Raw genomic sequence first — 15,372 nt, 5'->3', positions numbered from 1 at the left:
TGTGCAAAAAGTTTGTTTTGAAAAAAATTGAGAAGATAATTCGGAGGAATGACAGATGAAGAAATTGAATGCATTTTTATTCGCACTATTATTAACAATTGGCGCATTGGCAGGGTGTGGCAATGCTGAGCAGTCGAACGCGGAAAAGCCAAATAAAACTGAAACGGTCCAACAGGAAGAAGCAAAGTTCCCAGTGAGCATAAAGGATGGAACTGGACAAGAAGTCACAATCGAATCGAAGCCTGAAAAAATTGTTTCCCTGATTCCAAGCAATACAGAAATTGCATACGGGTTAGGTCTTGATGATCAAATTATTGGAGTTTCTGATTTTGATAATTTCCCTGAAGAAGTGGCCGAGAAAGAGAAAATTGGCGGAATGGAATTTAATGTTGAGAAAATCATTTCTTTAAAGCCAGATCTGGTCCTTGCACATGCTTCAGGTGCACATACGTCTGGTGCTGGCCTCCAGCAGCTTAAGGATGCCGGAATCACTGTCCTGGTAGTCAACGACGCAACGACATTCGATGCAGTCTATGAATCGATCAGCATGATTGGTACTGCCTCAGGTGAACAGGAAAAGGCCGATACTTTGATTGCAGACATGAAGAAAAAGATTGAAGAAATCAAAACACAAGCAAAGGAAATCAAAGAAGAAGACAGAAAGTCGGTATTTGTTGAAGTATCACCAACGCCAGAAATATATGCAGCTGGCAAAAATACCTTCATTGACGAAATGCTGCAAATCATCAATGCGGAAAACACTGTAAAAGAAGAAGGTTGGCCAAAGCTAGACCCAGAGGCCATCATTAAAAGCAATCCGGAAGTGATCATCACGACTCATGGATACTATACGAATGAGCCGGTGAAAAATGTGATAAGCCGGAAAGGCTGGGACAAGATTACCGCTGTAAAGGAAAACCGTGTGGTTGATGTTCATTCCGATAAGGTGACAAGAACTGGGCCGAGACTGACAGAAGGAGTAGAGGAGCTTGCCAAAGCTATTTACCCGGATGTTTTCAAATAATTTACAGACGAGCACAAAAAAACAGGCGCAGTCAATGGCTGCTGCACAGGAAATAGGCTTGAGTCCAGTATGTGGCTCAGATGAACCAACACAAGTAAATATAAGAGAAAATCATCTTAAGTTGAACCGAGATTTCATTGTCTTGAATTCTCCAATCCCATTAAGAACGATTTCTTCCGGAGTTGTCGGAGCGGGAACCGGCTATTACAACACCTTTATGAACCGGCATGTGGACAAAGGGTATGACTGCAGCGACCATAGGGAGGAAATGATCCAATATTTGAAGGAGCAGGGATTACAGCCTGAAGATACAGTCGGGATGATGACGGCAGTGATGCTAGATGATGTATCCTATAAGAACTATCAGGAAGAAGGATTTTCAGTCTTTATCGTTGTTACGGCAGGTGTTGGAAATGCGGTGGACGCGTCGAAAAGCAGTCAGTATTACTCCTTTGATATGTCGCCTGGAACGATAAATATTTGGATATTCGTCAGTGGGGAACTGACTGAGGAAGCTTTCATCCAGAGTATCATGACAGCTACTGAAGGGAAGACAAAGGCGCTTCACGATCTGAAAATAAGGGATAAGCTGTCAGGGTCAGTGGCAACAGGGACATCCACTGACAGCATCCTGGTTGCCTCAACACAGCAGGGGCAAAAGCTTGATTACGCCGGCACGATTACTCCCCTTGGACAAATCATTGGCAGGGGAGTGTATGAATGTACAGTTGAAGCAATCAGGAACAGCAAGAAAAGGGTGAGAATATGATCATGAACCACCTTATAGCCGTCACGCTGGCTGTCATTCTTGATTGGTTTATTGGTGATCCGCCAAAGTGGCCGCATCCGGTGAAATGGATGGGAACGCTTATTTACAAATTAGATAGAAGGATGAATAAAGGCAGCGGCAGAAAAGCCAAAGGAACAGCAATGGTCGCTGCCGTCCTGCTGATTGTCGGAAGCATCAGTGTTCTGCTTACATCATTCTTTTACTTCCTGCATCCTTTAGCAGGAATCCTTATGGAAGCTGTGATGATTTCGAGTGCAATTGCCCAAAAGAGCCTGAAGGAAGCTGGATTATCGGTCTATTATCCACTCGCAGACAATGCTTTGGAAGAGTCGAGGCATAAGCTATCCTGGATTGTTGGCCGTGATACAGAGCAGCTTGAAGAACCAGAAATTGTCCGGGCTGCTGTCGAGACGGTTGCCGAAAACACGAGCGATGGCATTACAGCCCCGCTTTTCTGGGCGATGCTCGGCGGTGCTCCGCTTGCGCTATTGTATCGGGCAATTAATACCTGTGATTCGATGGTGGGCTATAAAAACGAAAGGTATCTAGATTTTGGCTGGGCATCAGCGAAACTTGATGATTTGGCGAACTGGGTGCCTAGCAGGATTACCTCACTTTGTATGGTCACGATGAACCGCCCGCTTTACAACACAAGAATTGCTGCCTGGAAAATGGTCAGGCGCGATGCCAAGAAGCACCCGAGCCCAAACAGCGGCTGGGGAGAGGCAGCGGTGGCAGCCATATTGGGAGTACAGCTCGGAGGCACCAATTATTATAAAGGGATTATTTCAGAACGCGCTAAGATGGGTGAAGCACTTGTTATATTAGAGAAAAATCATATTTTAGCAGTAAATAAAATCGTAACAGCTACTGTTCCGCTTTTTCTAGCAGTGCTGTGGCTCGGGGGGATTCTTGTTGAAGTGGCCATCTCATGGTGCCAATCCACACTATTTATTTGAAGCGATGAATCTGCCGGTTCCGAACGAAAAGCTGGATTTCAGCGCCAACATTAATCCGCTGGGTCCGCCTCCTGTGTTAAAAGAGAATTGGTTGCGGCTTCTTGAGTCTGTTATGGAATATCCGGATCCACAAGGAACGATTTTGAAAAGTAAGATTGCAAAAAGGGAAGGATTGCAGGAAAGCCATGTCCTGCTTGGGAATGGTGGTGCTGAAATCATTTCACTGATTGGCAGGATGCTTGCTGGTAAGCGTGCGGTAATTGTCCAGCCTGCTTTTTCGGAATATGAAGAAGCTTGCAGGGTAAGTGGCTGCCATGTAGAATACCACCAGCTAGCAGTTGGATGGGAATGGACGGATGATGGTTTAAATGAAAAGCTAAAGAGCGCTGATGCTTTATTTCTTTGCAATCCCAATAATCCAACTGGAGTGTATTATTCAAGGTCCATTATCCTTTATTTGCTGGAGGAATGCAGGAGGCATCAATGCATGTTGATTGTAGATGAGGCGTTTTACGACTTCCTCGCAGAATACGAATCTATCACACTTGACATAAAGGAATATCCTAATCTGCTCATCATCCGTTCGATGACAAAAATGTTTGCAATACCTGGCCTGAGGCTTGGCTACTTGCTTGCAGATCCAGCTGTCATTAAGAAGATAGCAGCATTCCAGCCGCACTGGAGCACAAATGCGATTGCCTTGATGGCGGGTGAATGGTGCCTCGATAGTGAAGCATACATAAAAGAAACGATAGCCTTAGTCGAAAAGGAAAGAACACGGCTTTTCCATTTTTATCAAAAACAGGGCCTACTTGTTTCTTCATCCAGAGTGAATTTTTATCTCCTAAAGGATACATCCCTTGATGACCAGCATTCCTTCCTGCAATACCTGCTTCAGAAAGGAATGATCCCAAGACATACTGTGAACTTTCCCGGACTTGAAGGAAAATGGCTGCGTTTTGCTATCAAGGGCCCTGAAGCCAACGACAAATTGATGGGGGAGGTGGAAAAATGGCTGGACAGTCGTCTTTGATTTTTATCAGCGGTGGTGTTCGCAGCGGCAAAAGCCGTTTTGCCGAAATCCTTGCAGGAAGAATGAAAGCAGAATATTCTGGACAGCTGCACTACATCGCTGCAGGGCAGCCAGTTGATGTGGAAATGAGAGAGAGAATCATGCGGCATCAACAGGACCGTGAACTCAGCGGGCTGAAATGGAGAACATGGGAAATCCCCAAAAATCTATCTCCGCTTTCAACACTTCTGACTAAAAATGATATTGTCCTGCTGGATTGTCTAACCACACTTTTGAATAATGAATTTTTTTATGAAGATGGGCAGTGGGAAAAAGCTGACTTCCCGAAAATGATTGTTACAAAGGTCATGAATGAACTGAGGCAAGTAGCTCAACAGGCAAGGGCATTTATCGTTGTCAGTAATGAGGTCTTAGGGGAAGCAATAGGCGATGGTCGGCTTGTCTTCACTTATGCTCAGGTCCTTGGCCAAATCCACCAAGCTCTTATAAAAGAGGCGGATTATGCATATTTAGTTGAAGCAGGGCTGCCGATTTTAATGAAGGGAGAGGGTTCTCCGTGAAAGGGATTATCGTTCTCGGCACAGCATCTGATGTGGGGAAGAGCCTGATTGCTACCGCAATCTGCCGGGCCTATGCAAATGAGAGTATTCGTGTGGCACCGTTCAAGTCGCAAAATATGTCCAACAACTCGTATGTCACCATTGATGGAAAAGAGATCGGCAGAGCCCAGGGAATCCAGGCAGAGGCAGCAAGGACAGAGGCGACGGTATGGATGAACCCTATTCTGCTAAAGCCGAGGTCCGACCAGGATGCTGAAGTAATCTTATTTGGTGAAGTGGCTAATACCTTATCCGGAAAGGCATACAGAGAGACTTTTTACGAACGGGGACTTGAAGCCATTTCTTTCGCTTTTGGAAAGCTTGGCGAAGAGTATGAAATGATTGTGATGGAGGGTGCAGGCAGCCCGGTGGAAATTAATTTGAAGGACCGTGAGCTTGTTAACATGAAAGTCGCGGAAATCGCCGATGTTCCCGCTGTACTGGTAGCGGATATTGACAGGGGCGGGGTTTTTGCCAGCATTATCGGCACTTTGGAGCTTATGTCCCCCGAAGAAAAAGCGCGGGTAAAAGGCTTGATTATCAATAAATTCCGAGGAGACCGATCCTTGTTTGAAGACGGAATAAAATGGCTGGAATCCAGGACAGGGATTCCTGTTCTCGGTGTCCTTCCATTTCTAGAAAACCATATGATTGATGGTGAGGATTCCTTGTCAATCCCATCTCGTAAACACAGCTCAGGTCTTGATATTGCAGTGATTAAGCCTCCCTATATTTCAAATTACACTGATATAGAGCCTTTTTATCTGGAAGAAGATGTTTCGGTCCGCTGGGTCAGTTCTCTGGAAGATATAGGTGTACCTGACGCGGTCATCCTGCCTGGCACAAAAAGCACCATCAAGGACCTTCAATACTTTAAAAGTGCAGGGATTGACAGCTGGCTCCGCGATTATGCCGATAAGGGCGGTTTTATTGCTGGGCTTTGCGGAGGTTATCAAATGCTGGGCGAGAAGCTCATCGACCCGTTCGGCAGTGATACCGGGGCTGTTTCTTCCGTGGAAGAAGGATTAGGTATTATACCAGCTGAGACTACTTTTGCCAGGGTAAAAACAACCTCCAGGGCAGAAGGAGTGATTCATCCCTTGTTAGGAACCGCACTTTCTGTGGCAGGTTACGAAATCCATCTTGGAGAAACTGAAATGACTTCAGTACACCAGCCGCTATTATTATTAGACGGCGGAAGAGCGGAAGGATTCTATGGGAGTGATGGCCGAGTCATCGGCACATACCTTCACCATCTTTTCCACAATGATGAATGGAGAAATCACTGGCTAAATTCAATCAGAAGTGCCAAGGGACTGCCAGTGCAAGACCCGGTCTATATCAGCAGGCAAAAGGACCAAAAGTATGATGAACTGGCTAGCCATCTTGTGAAACATCTCGACTGGAAGAAGCTAAAGGAAATATCTGAACAATGGAGAAGCAGACATGAAATGGTTTAAAGGGCTTCTGATCAACCTGCAGTTCTTCTCAACGGTTCCAATTCCTGTTGAATTGCCGATGGACAAAAAGCATCTTGAGAGAGCAATACAGACATTTCCTCTGCTTGGGCTTTTGCAAGGTGCCGTTTATTCAGCTATTCTCTTTGCGATTGTAGAGTGGAGTCCGTTTTCGGATTTAGCGGGAGCCTTTGCAGTGTGGCTGGCTTACATTATTTTAACTGGAGGAATCCATCTTGATGGGTGGATCGATTCCAGTGATGCCTATTTTTCTTACCGCGATCAGGAAAAACGTTTAGAAATCATGAAAGATCCAAGGACAGGGGCGTTTGGTGTCTTGTCCGTAATTATGCTTTTGAGTGCAAAGTTTTTCTTTATTTACGAAATTACAGTCATGCTGCACAGTGCTACCTATCTGCTAGCAATTGCTATTCCCTTCCTCGCCCGGATTGTGATGGGGACCCTGCTCGTTACTGTCAGACCCGCCAAAAATGAGGGGCTTGGCGCATTATTTTATCATGCTTCTTCAAAAACAACGTTATGGATTTACCCTTTATATCTTCTTGGATTTGTGGGAATCCTGCTATTTTACGGCTTATATATTGGCGCGGCCAGCTATTTAACTGCAGTCATTTTCATTGTTCTGTTCCTTAAGAAAAAAATTATCGAATGGTTTGGCGGAATGACTGGAGATACGCTTGGAGCCAGTGTCGAATTGACGGAGGTTTTGCTGTGGATGACATTGTGGCTATTGCATTATTTCGCCATGGGATGACTTTGGAAAATAAACGTCAGGCGTACCTGGGGTGGACGGATTCAACTTTGGTTCCGGGACAGGTTTTAACTGAGATTCCCGTGAGCTTTGAGAGGATTTTTACCAGTGATCTTGGAAGGTGCAGGGAAACAGCTAAGATTCTCTTTCCCAATTATGTACCAGAGATTGTACCTGAGCTCAGGGAAATGAATTTCGGTGACTGGGAAGGAAAAACATATGAACAGCTGAAATACGATATCATGTATCAAAATTGGCTGGATGAACCTTTCAAGGTATCTCCTCCAAATGGTGAATCTTATTCTGCTTTTACTCTGCGTGTAGAAAAAGGCTGGAATGAAATTACTAAAAGGATACTTGAAAATCGAATCCCAACTACTGCACTGGTCACTCATGGAGGAGTGGTCCGTTATTTACTGACGCGGTATGCTACTGAAGAAAAAGAGTTTTGGGATTGGAGCATTCCTTATGGCCAGGGCTATCAATTAACCTGGAGCAGAGAGGGTTTAAGGAGGGGAGAAAAGTGCATTTCGTTACAGGAGGTGCCTTCAATGGAAAATTAAAATGGGTCAGGGAACAATATCAGTTAGATGACCTGGAACATACTTGGATTTCTGCTTACAAAGGCGAGGAAATCCCAGAACTTCATGGTAAGAAAATCATCGTTCTGGAAGGCATCGAAGTATGGATTAGAGAAGTGACTCGAAGCATTCCGGCAGCTGCATGCCGGGAAAAATGGCAGTCACTTGTCCGAGAGTGGATTAAGTGGGAAAGTAAGGACCAAGAACGAAAACTGGTGCTGATTGGAAATGACATTTCTAAGGGCATCGTTCCTATTGCACCGGAAGATCGATTGTGGCGCGACGTAACAGGATGGGTTTACCAGGATCTTGTATCAGCTGCTGAACGGGTTGATGTGATCTGGTATGGACTCAATCAGAAACTAAAATAAAGGGGAATGGATATGAGACTATATACGAGAACAGGCGATAAAGGAAAAACAAGCATTATCGGAGGCAGGGTTGAAAAAGATGATATTCGTGTAGAGGCATACGGAACAGTCGATGAAGTAAACTGTTTTGTTGGCCAGGCTATTACCCAGCTGAATCCTGAGATTTTTGCTGATGTGCTTGAAGACCTTGAAAAGATCCAGCATGAGTTATTCGATTGCGGCGGGGATCTGGCAAATATAACAAAAAGCCGTGAGCTCAAGTTGACAAAGGAATCAATAGAATACCTGGAAAAGAAAATAGATGAGCTGATTTTGGAAGCTCCAGAGCTTGAGAGATTCATATTGCCTGGAGGAGCTCCTGCTGCAGCTTCGGTCCACCTTGCCCGTACCGTCACAAGAAGGGCTGAAAGATTAGTTGTTTCATTGTTGAAAGCTGACCCGGACGTTTCAGATACAGCTTTACAATTCTTGAATCGATTGTCCGATTATTTCTTCGCTCTCGCCAGGGTGATTAATTTCAGGCTCAATCTCCAGGATGTCGAATATGTAAGAAGTGCGAAAGTGTTCAGGGAAGGAAAGCGCAGGGAGGAAAAGCAGGGTGAAAAATAGGGAACGATCCTGGTTAGCCATGTTCATCGCTCTTTCAGCAGTTGGAGCTTTCATCAAGATTCCCGCAGTGATAGGGAGTGTCGCTTTAGATACCTTGCCTGCCCTTGTGGCTGCTGGAGTTCTGGGAGGAATTGCAGGAGCAGCAGTCGGCGGTATTGGCCATTTGCTTTCTGCACTGGCTTCTGGAATGCCGCTGGGTCCATTTCATTTCCTTATTGCATGTGAAATGGCCCTGCTGGTTTATTTTTTCGGCATGTTAAAAAGAAACGGGAAACAATGGTCAGCAGGCGTACTATTTATTCTGGGCAACAGCTTCGCCGCACCGCTGCCGTTTATTCTGCTAATGGGAAAGTCTTTTTACCTGGCAATCGTTCCATCGCTGTTTTTTGGTTCCATTTTAAACACAATCCTTGCTTTTATCGTTTTGCCGAGAATTGCCAGAGTGTTTGGTCGCAGCCTTGCACAGGCGTAAACCAACTTAAAACGGTACAGGGAGGACAAAGCTAGTGAGAGATATTTTAATCATTCCTTTATCAGAAGAGGAAAATCTGGTGATAGCCAGTGATAACAGCGGCAGTATTGGAATCAAGAACGATGATGCGGTGCAGGTACCATATAAAATGGTTGCTTACTATTTATTCCGGGTGGCTGTCATGGAGTGCATAAGTGCGGCTGGAAAACCTTTTTCGGTCGTTATCCAGAACTTCTGTGGTGATAAAGCCTGGCATGAACTTTCAGAAGGTATTGAACAAGGAATAAGTGAGCTTGGAAAGCTAGACATCCAAATCACTGGGAGCACGGAAACCAATTTTGTGATGAACCAATCGGCAGTTGGTCTAACTGTACTGGGAAAAAGAAGGGCAAACGTACATAGTGATAAGCTGAAATACCATTCAGGAACAAGCATAGCTATCATTGGCTCCCCGCTGGTCGGGCAAGAGCTTTTGGAAATGGAAGAACAGGTTGTGCCATTGTCGGTTTTTATGGAGGTTTGCGCCATCGAAGACGTGGTAACGATTCCAGTCGGTTCGAGGGGAATCCTTCATGAGCTGAATGCTCTGTTTGACGGTACGCCATTCACTGAACAAAATGTGGATTCAACAATCCAACTAACGAAATCATCCGGTCCATCTACCTGCTTTGTTGCAGTTTGTCCGACAGAAAAACTAGATGAATTGAAATCGATTTCCGGCCGCTATTATCATGAATTAATCTATTCGGGGTGAAAAATGCTTAATTTATATGTGATCAGACATGGAGAAACAGATTGGAATAAAGAAAAAAGAAGCCAGGGCCGTCTCGACTCTTCACTTACTGAAAAAGGAAAAGGAGATGCCCGCTTACTGGGAGCCAGGCTTCAGGATACAGAGTTCAACCAGATTATTTCGTCTCCAAGCGGAAGAACATTGGAAACAGCCAGGCTGGTAAGAGGAGAAAGGGGAATTCCCTTGGTAACCGACGAAAGGTTAATGGAAATCGATTTAGGGGAGTGGCAGGGAAAAACAGAGGAAGAAATCGAAACGATGTATCCCGATGAATTCCATTCTTACTGGAACGAGCCTGATAGCTATACTAGTGTTGGAGGGGAGACATTTTTTCAGGTCCAGCAAAGGCTAGCGGGTTTTTTAGATGATCTGGAAAAGACAGTGACGAATGGCAATGTCCTGATTGTTACACATGGCGTAGTAATTAAAACTCTATACTTGCTATGCCGTAATTCTACTTTAACCCATCTATGGGACCCGCCATTCATTCATGGAACCAGCTTAACGATTTTAACCCTGGATGCTGGAAGAAAAGAACTTCTGCTTGAAGCCTGTGTTTCCCATTGTTCCTAATGAGGGAATAAAAGATGCCCAACAATGAGAAAGGTTAGCAGGATTTTTTGTTCCAACAAAGAATATTAATTAAATAGATTAAATTCAAATAAGGAAGGGATGGGAAATATGATAAGCAAAGTCGGTCAAATAATGTTGTATGTCAACAACCAGGATGAGGCAGTTAAATTCTGGACAGAAATAGTAGGTTTTTCTGTTGTAGCTGAAGAGAACAATAATCAGGGATTTAGATGGATTGAAATAGCCCCTACTAAAGGTGCAGAAACAAGCCTAATTCTGCACAATAAGGATTTCGTTTCTAAGATGTCTCCTGGTTTAAATCTCGGTACCCCTTCTTTAATGTTTTTCACAGAGAATCTCGAACAATTACACAGGGACCTATCGGGTAAAGGAATTACAGTCGGAGAAATTGTTAATATGCCATCTGGCAGAGTTTTTAACTTTGCAGATTATGAAGAGAATTACTTTGCAGTAATGGAAAAAGGGTAATTTTCTAATCAATGAGTTGAGCGCTACTGATAGAGCTGCCTAATCCAGGTGGCTTTTTTCTTTTTCCTAATGTAATTTTCAATAAAGTAAGGTTATCAGATCGAGCATATGTGTGCTGGCCCGCACTATAACTAATCAAGGCTGAGGGAAAATAAAAACAAATAAAGGGGAGAATATGTTATGTACATACCCAAACATTTTAAGATTGAGGATGAAGTAAAGATTTGTGAGTTCATTGAGAAGTATAGTTTTGCAACATTATACTCAACTCATCTGGGAGAACATTATGCTACACATCTGCCATTGATCCTAAAAAAAGATGAAAATGCGTTATATGGACATTTTGCTCGCCCAAATGGTCAGTGGAAGGATATAGAGAATCAATCTGTTCTCGTGGTTTTCCAGGGTCCTCATTGTTATATTTCACCTTCCTGGTATGAAATAAAGGATGCCGTACCAACCTGGAATTATGTGTCCATCCATATATACGGAAATGTAGAATTAATTGAAGATGAAAAAGTAATTTATGATTGTTTGGATGAGATGGTCAATAAATATGAAAAGCCAGATAGTCCTTACAATTTGATAAATGTTGACTCCAAATATATTGAAGGTATGAGTAAAGGTATTGTTGCGTTTAAGATAAACATTACTAAAATAGAGGGAAAGGCAAAACTGAGTCAAAACCATCCAGCGGAAAGGCAAGGGTTGATTATTGAGAATTTAGATAAATCTTCGAATCAAAATGATTTAGAAGTAGCTTCACTTATGAAGAAGTACTTGTGAGGATACTTATCTATCATCGAACTGAAACAGACAGGAACTCATCCTGTCTGTTTTTTATTATTTTTCCATAAAGGTCTTTAACAGTTTGTGTAAAAACAAATAATAAGTAACTATACCCTTAAGAGTTGTTCAAAAATGCAAAAGGTCGATATCACTTGGAAAATCGCTGTTAATGGTGCGAACCATTTCGGGACACCATAAGAATGGAATTAATTTGTTGATAAACACCTTAAAACGTCCAATAAGGCGAACAATAACATAAAAATTGTCCTCTATGAAATGAATACATATATTTAAATCTAATTAAAAGGAGGGGAATGAATAGCATGAAAAAGGTGATTTTTATTCTGACTTTGATTCTTTCCTTTCTTCTAGCAGGGAGCGCTTATGCTGCTAAAAAAAGCGACTATACTGTAAAGCTTCTGGAGTATGGTGGTATCCAGGACTATCCGAAATCCGGATTGGTGTATGGTGCTCATAATCAAGGAACCACGTATTTGCCATTCTTTTATATTTTGATTCAGAATAAGGAACACAATATTCTTTATGACATCGGGTACCGAAATGATGCTGCTAAACCCCAAAAGGATTGGTCAAAATTATTTGGTGGGACCAATATCGAAGCTCCAGCCCAGGTTTTGAAAAAAGTGAACTTAACTCCCAATGACATAGATATCGTCATTTTAAGCCATCTACACTTTGACCATGCCGGGAATATTGATCAATTTCCAAAAGCCCAGTTTTATGTCCAAAAAGAGGAGCTTGACGGCTGGGTTTCTTCACTGTCACTGCCTGAAAAGGTGCGTGAATGGGTTTGGCAGGCAACCGATCTTGACCATATAAATGATCTGTTGGAAGTGGCTGCTGAAAAAAGGCTGACGCTGATCGAAGAAGACAATTTTGAAGTAGCAGAAGGAGTTAAGGCCCATAATGCCAAAGGACACACATTCGGCACACAAGCCGTTACGGTCGAGACAAGGAATGGAACATATGCGCTTACCCAGGACGTCGCGTACACATACGAAAATGTTATCGACTATAAACCTTTGGGACTTGGACTTGATAATGTTGAACAGCTCATGTCCATTCAAAAAGTAAATAAATTGGTCGGAGGAAATGTAGACTTTATCATCCCCGGACATGACATGGCTGTTTTTGACAAATATCCAACAGAGCAAGTAGGCAAGAACCGCATTGTTACGGTTGTTAAGTAAAAGGAATACAAGATTGCCGGATACAATTGTATTCGGCATTTTTTTATATGGCTGCTTTCTATTCAGCTAATATTTTTGTTTTTTCTTATTTCTAATCATTTTTAAGTTTGAGAGAAACGAGCTCCAAAGGGGTCAATAACTAATGATCTTTTTGTAATTAGCATTTAGAAAGCACAATGTGTTTTTTGAAGAAGGTCCTTGAGGACAATAGCTATGTATCCCGCAATGTAAATTTTTTCTGGAAGTCCATACCTTTAAAATTTGTTATGAATAAAATATTACGATTAATAAAATGTAAATTTTGAAGGGAGGTTAGTGTATGGCTCATTTTCTTCTTAACGAAAAACCTCCAAGTAAGGTAGCTCCTGCGCAAGATAGTGATTTTGAAATTATCTGTGAAGACAATTGCGGAATGACTACGTTTGAAGGCCCTCCAACCTTTACCCTTGTCCCACCTCTGGATCTGTGTGTTTCCACCGTTACTTTTAATAATTGGCGGACAATCACTGGTGGTAATGTTGCGAATTGGCCATCTCCACGTACCGTGATTTATTGGCTCGAAGGCAATGAGCGGGATATGACCTTTAGTCCTGAAGTGTCTTCAATCAGCTTTTATTATTCGTCTTCAGTACAGGTAACAATAGAGGCTTTTGATACTGCAGGCAACCTGATTGCAAGATTAATAAAACCGGCAAACTTCAGGGAGCCAGTATATGATGAATGGGATTTAGTCACAGTGGATGTAGGTGCGAATGCTATCGCCAGACTTAGAATTATCGGCGACTCTAATCAAACCGGAATAGATAATTTTCAGGTGTGCAGGATCGTTTGTCCTGTTGCCAATCCGCAGACATGCTGCAAACAAATGATTGAACATAAGACTCAGCTTGTTCCGCCTGCTTTGATTGGTGATGAATTTAGCCCTGTTATCTATACAAATGTGATTGAAGCAGCAGTGGAAGCAGTTTGTCCAGAGGAGGTTATGATTTGCGGGGTCCTTCGTAAAACAATTACCTATGATACGATATTATTCAACCCGGAAACAGGAAGGGATGGAATCTTCACAGGCTATCAGGTTCAGGATGAGGTCCCATTCCAATGCATGATTAACCGTGAAGATGCAAATGCTGGTGATACCTTTTACATTTCAGGTGCTGCTATCCTTTGCAATGTATTTGCACGCACAGATAATATTGGGAAGGTTCAGGACCCCAGAGACCCTGAAAATGATTTAGAAGTTGCCTGGTCATTTAAGGAGAAAGATATCGTGAAGGTTTGTGTGCGCAAGGGAACCGCACCTGTTCCACCACAATAAAAGGGCAGGGGTGATTTCAAAGATACAGACTGGCAGGTTACCAACGAAGTGTTTTCTTTAAAAAAGCTTATCTAGTCAGGGGCAGTATTTTAACTCCTGACATTAAACTTTTACCGTCATCATTCTCAAACAGTCTGACTTGGAAAAACAAAGAGAAGACATTAAAGTGATCTTCTCTTTGAGTATTTATTCTTTGAAAGATGTTTGAATAAAAAACTATTTTTCCAATAGGTCACTATAGTGGTCTTTTACCAAATGAGTCAATCCCAATTGATCAATGTAACTAGTTGGGGCAAGGAAAGTCACCGTAACAACTCCTGGATGGCGGCCGATTTCAATCGAGCCAGTAATGGTTGCTCTGTTCATAACTTCTGGAACTGTGATTCCGAATGCCTCAGCTGCACGCTGCAAGCCGTTTTCGGTTGCTTCGTTCAAGTTGGCTCCGGTGCCGATGAAGGAGATTGGCAGGGATTCTTCCAGCTTGCGGACGCCCCATTGTCCGGCTAATTTCTGTGCGGTTGCTTTTTCTTTTTTCGTGATTGGTTTTGCCAGGTAAGGGAGGTCTTCACCAACAGGCAGCAGGATCGGGCCGTCGATGGTCAATCCTTTTATGACGATGGTTTGAAGGGTGACAATGCCTGATACATCTGTTGTATGGCCAGCAATTTCACCGTCTCCCTGCATCGCATGCATGTCCCCGATATACACTCCGCCGCCTTCTACTTTTACAGGGCAAATCAGGATGGCTCCTTCACGGACTCGGTTAATGTCCATGTGGCCATCAGTCCGATCTGCAAGCTGTTCCCTTGTGATTCCGTATTCGTGAGGGGCATCCACCAGGAATTGGCCAAAGTCACCCGCATTATGTGAATCAGGCAAGGCTCTGCCAGGTGTTGTGCCGAGCTGGCCAAGGAAAGGACGAAGCCTTGCGACCGTTCCGACCAAATCATGTGGGGCAAATGCGACGATTGGATTTTGTACTGAATTTTCCGGAGTGTTCATAAATGCTCGCCCTTGTTTTGCAGCTTCTTCTGCGGCTTTTTTATTTAAAGTGACACCCACCTGTCTATTGGAGTCGAACGCGATTGTATAGCCATTTGTAAAAACAAAAGGGGTTACATCTGTATCGCAGTTGCTGCAGCGAACTGACTCAGGGCCAGTGCCTACAACTTTGGTATCCGGGTAAAGCTGTCCGCAGCCTGGACATTTCACCGCGACAAAGGGATCGCCAACAAACCTGCCTTCAACAGGGGCATCGTTCCCAGATGAAGTTCCCATGGATGTGACCTGAATGGACTTTATGCGGATAGCAATCGCATCTCCAACTTCAGCACCTTCCACAAAAACCGGTTTTGTTACTTCATGTCCTCCACGGATGCAAGGTGTAATCATCGGTCCCCAGCACCCCGGCGTCGTGTTGGCAATGATATGTCCGCCATTTTTAACAGGGCCAAGCATTTCCTGTTCAGGGTCCAGGATTCCATTGGTAAACTCGTTTACATACACTGTTTGCTGCGCTTCTCTCACTGTAAATC

Annotated in this window: 18 protein-coding genes; 17 read left to right on the top strand and 1 reads right to left on the bottom strand. The window is 43.4% G+C overall.

Translation table 11 applies throughout. From position 1 onward, the window contains the following. Nucleotides 1-55: 55 nt before the first annotated feature. The 17 genes from FS736_RS07010 to FS736_RS06930 all read left to right on the top strand — a co-directional run bounded on the left by FS736_RS07010 (nt 56) and on the right by FS736_RS06930 (nt 13,837). A complete protein-coding gene (locus FS736_RS07010; RefSeq protein WP_144475671.1) occupies nt 56-1,024 on the top strand; it encodes an ABC transporter substrate-binding protein in 969 nt (322 codons plus the stop codon). Next, entirely contained in the window at nt 990-1,793 is an 804-nt protein-coding gene (locus FS736_RS07005) for an adenosylcobinamide amidohydrolase (RefSeq protein WP_260983552.1), read from the top strand. The genes FS736_RS07010 and FS736_RS07005 overlap by 35 nt, the downstream gene beginning before the upstream one ends. Beyond that, nucleotides 1,790-2,773 carry an adenosylcobinamide-phosphate synthase CbiB gene (cbiB, locus tag FS736_RS07000; protein WP_144475670.1) on the top strand — a complete coding sequence of 328 codons (984 nt, stop codon included), beginning with the start codon at nt 1,790-1,792 and terminating at the stop codon, nt 2,771-2,773. The genes FS736_RS07005 and cbiB overlap by 4 nt, the downstream gene beginning before the upstream one ends. Continuing rightward, complete coding sequence (cobD, locus tag FS736_RS06995; protein ID WP_144475669.1) at nt 2,730-3,806, top strand: threonine-phosphate decarboxylase CobD; 1,077 nt, start codon at nt 2,730-2,732, stop codon at nt 3,804-3,806. Before cbiB ends, cobD begins: the two co-directional genes overlap by 44 nt. Beyond that, nucleotides 3,785-4,366 carry a bifunctional adenosylcobinamide kinase/adenosylcobinamide-phosphate guanylyltransferase gene (locus FS736_RS06990; RefSeq protein ID WP_144475668.1) on the top strand — a complete coding sequence of 194 codons (582 nt, stop codon included), beginning with the start codon at nt 3,785-3,787 and terminating at the stop codon, nt 4,364-4,366. The genes cobD and FS736_RS06990 overlap by 22 nt, the downstream gene beginning before the upstream one ends. Then, a complete protein-coding gene (locus FS736_RS06985; protein ID WP_144475667.1) occupies nt 4,363-5,865 on the top strand; it encodes a cobyric acid synthase in 1,503 nt (500 codons plus the stop codon). Before FS736_RS06990 ends, FS736_RS06985 begins: the two co-directional genes overlap by 4 nt. Continuing rightward, nucleotides 5,852-6,637, top strand: coding sequence for an adenosylcobinamide-GDP ribazoletransferase (gene cobS / locus FS736_RS06980; protein ID WP_144475666.1), 786 nt, complete (start codon nt 5,852-5,854; stop codon nt 6,635-6,637). Before FS736_RS06985 ends, cobS begins: the two co-directional genes overlap by 14 nt. Then, nucleotides 6,595-7,197, top strand: coding sequence for a histidine phosphatase family protein (locus FS736_RS06975; protein WP_144475665.1), 603 nt, complete (start codon nt 6,595-6,597; stop codon nt 7,195-7,197). Before cobS ends, FS736_RS06975 begins: the two co-directional genes overlap by 43 nt. After that, the gene (locus tag FS736_RS06970) at nt 7,158-7,586 is read left to right on the top strand and encodes a bifunctional adenosylcobinamide kinase/adenosylcobinamide-phosphate guanylyltransferase (RefSeq protein ID WP_144475664.1); all 429 of its coding nucleotides are present in this window, start codon (nt 7,158-7,160) and stop codon (nt 7,584-7,586) included. Before FS736_RS06975 ends, FS736_RS06970 begins: the two co-directional genes overlap by 40 nt. Before the next feature lie 12 nt (nt 7,587-7,598). Further along, nucleotides 7,599-8,195, top strand: a complete 597-nt coding sequence (locus tag FS736_RS06965; protein ID WP_144475663.1) for a cob(I)yrinic acid a,c-diamide adenosyltransferase — start codon at nt 7,599-7,601, stop codon at nt 8,193-8,195. Beyond that, entirely contained in the window at nt 8,185-8,667 is a 483-nt protein-coding gene (locus tag FS736_RS06960) for an ECF transporter S component (RefSeq protein ID WP_251541437.1), read from the top strand. Before FS736_RS06965 ends, FS736_RS06960 begins: the two co-directional genes overlap by 11 nt. Nucleotides 8,668-8,701: 34 nt before the next feature. Further along, a complete protein-coding gene (locus FS736_RS06955; protein ID WP_144475662.1) occupies nt 8,702-9,421 on the top strand; it encodes an ATP-binding protein in 720 nt (239 codons plus the stop codon). Between the two features lie 3 nt (nt 9,422-9,424). After that, nucleotides 9,425-10,033: a histidine phosphatase family protein gene (locus FS736_RS06950; RefSeq protein WP_144475661.1), complete on the top strand. Its 609-nt coding sequence runs from the start codon at nt 9,425-9,427 to the stop codon at nt 10,031-10,033. Between the two features lie 108 nt (nt 10,034-10,141). Beyond that, nucleotides 10,142-10,522 (top strand): VOC family protein, encoded by a 381-nt coding sequence (locus FS736_RS06945; RefSeq protein ID WP_144475660.1) that lies wholly within the window; start codon nt 10,142-10,144, stop codon nt 10,520-10,522. 180 nt (nt 10,523-10,702) lie between these two features. After that, nucleotides 10,703-11,308 (top strand): FMN-binding negative transcriptional regulator, encoded by a 606-nt coding sequence (locus FS736_RS06940; RefSeq protein ID WP_144475659.1) that lies wholly within the window; start codon nt 10,703-10,705, stop codon nt 11,306-11,308. A gap of 326 nt (nt 11,309-11,634) precedes the next feature. After that, complete coding sequence (locus FS736_RS06935) at nt 11,635-12,522, top strand: N-acyl homoserine lactonase family protein (RefSeq protein ID WP_186326705.1); 888 nt, start codon at nt 11,635-11,637, stop codon at nt 12,520-12,522. 319 nt (nt 12,523-12,841) lie between these two features. Then, a complete protein-coding gene (locus FS736_RS06930) occupies nt 12,842-13,837 on the top strand; it encodes a hypothetical protein (RefSeq protein ID WP_144475657.1) in 996 nt (331 codons plus the stop codon). Nucleotides 13,838-14,053: 216 nt separating this feature from the next. Here the strand turns inward: FS736_RS06930 and FS736_RS06925 are convergent, their stop codons facing one another. Further along, entirely contained in the window at nt 14,054-15,364 is a 1,311-nt protein-coding gene (locus tag FS736_RS06925; RefSeq protein WP_144475656.1) for an acetamidase/formamidase family protein, read from the bottom strand. Nucleotides 15,365-15,372: the final 8 nt, after the last annotated feature.

This window comes from Cytobacillus oceanisediminis 2691, assembly GCF_007678455.1.
Taxonomy (GTDB): domain Bacteria; phylum Bacillota; class Bacilli; order Bacillales; family Cytobacillaceae; genus Mesobacillus; species Mesobacillus oceanisediminis_A.
Note: the sequence above shows the minus strand (reverse complement) of the source record. Positions and strands in the feature narration are given on the sequence as shown.

Excerpts from the sequence above, each read along its gene's own strand:
- cbiB (WP_144475670.1), top strand. The coding sequence starts at position 1,790 with ATGATCATGAACCACCTTATAGCCGTCACGCTGGCTGTCATTCTTGAT.
- FS736_RS06935 (WP_186326705.1), top strand. The coding sequence starts at position 11,635 with ATGAAAAAGGTGATTTTTATTCTGACTTTGATTCTTTCCTTTCTTCTA.
- FS736_RS06990 (WP_144475668.1), top strand. The coding sequence starts at position 3,785 with ATGGCTGGACAGTCGTCTTTGATTTTTATCAGCGGTGGTGTTCGCAGC.
- FS736_RS07010 (WP_144475671.1), top strand. The coding sequence starts at position 56 with ATGAAGAAATTGAATGCATTTTTATTCGCACTATTATTAACAATTGGC.
- FS736_RS06950 (WP_144475661.1), top strand. The coding sequence starts at position 9,425 with ATGCTTAATTTATATGTGATCAGACATGGAGAAACAGATTGGAATAAA.
- FS736_RS06945 (WP_144475660.1), top strand. The coding sequence starts at position 10,142 with ATGATAAGCAAAGTCGGTCAAATAATGTTGTATGTCAACAACCAGGAT.
- FS736_RS06930 (WP_144475657.1), top strand. The coding sequence starts at position 12,842 with ATGGCTCATTTTCTTCTTAACGAAAAACCTCCAAGTAAGGTAGCTCCT.
- FS736_RS06965 (WP_144475663.1), top strand. The coding sequence starts at position 7,599 with ATGAGACTATATACGAGAACAGGCGATAAAGGAAAAACAAGCATTATC.
- FS736_RS06940 (WP_144475659.1), top strand. The coding sequence starts at position 10,703 with ATGTACATACCCAAACATTTTAAGATTGAGGATGAAGTAAAGATTTGT.
- cobS (WP_144475666.1), top strand. The coding sequence starts at position 5,852 with ATGAAATGGTTTAAAGGGCTTCTGATCAACCTGCAGTTCTTCTCAACG.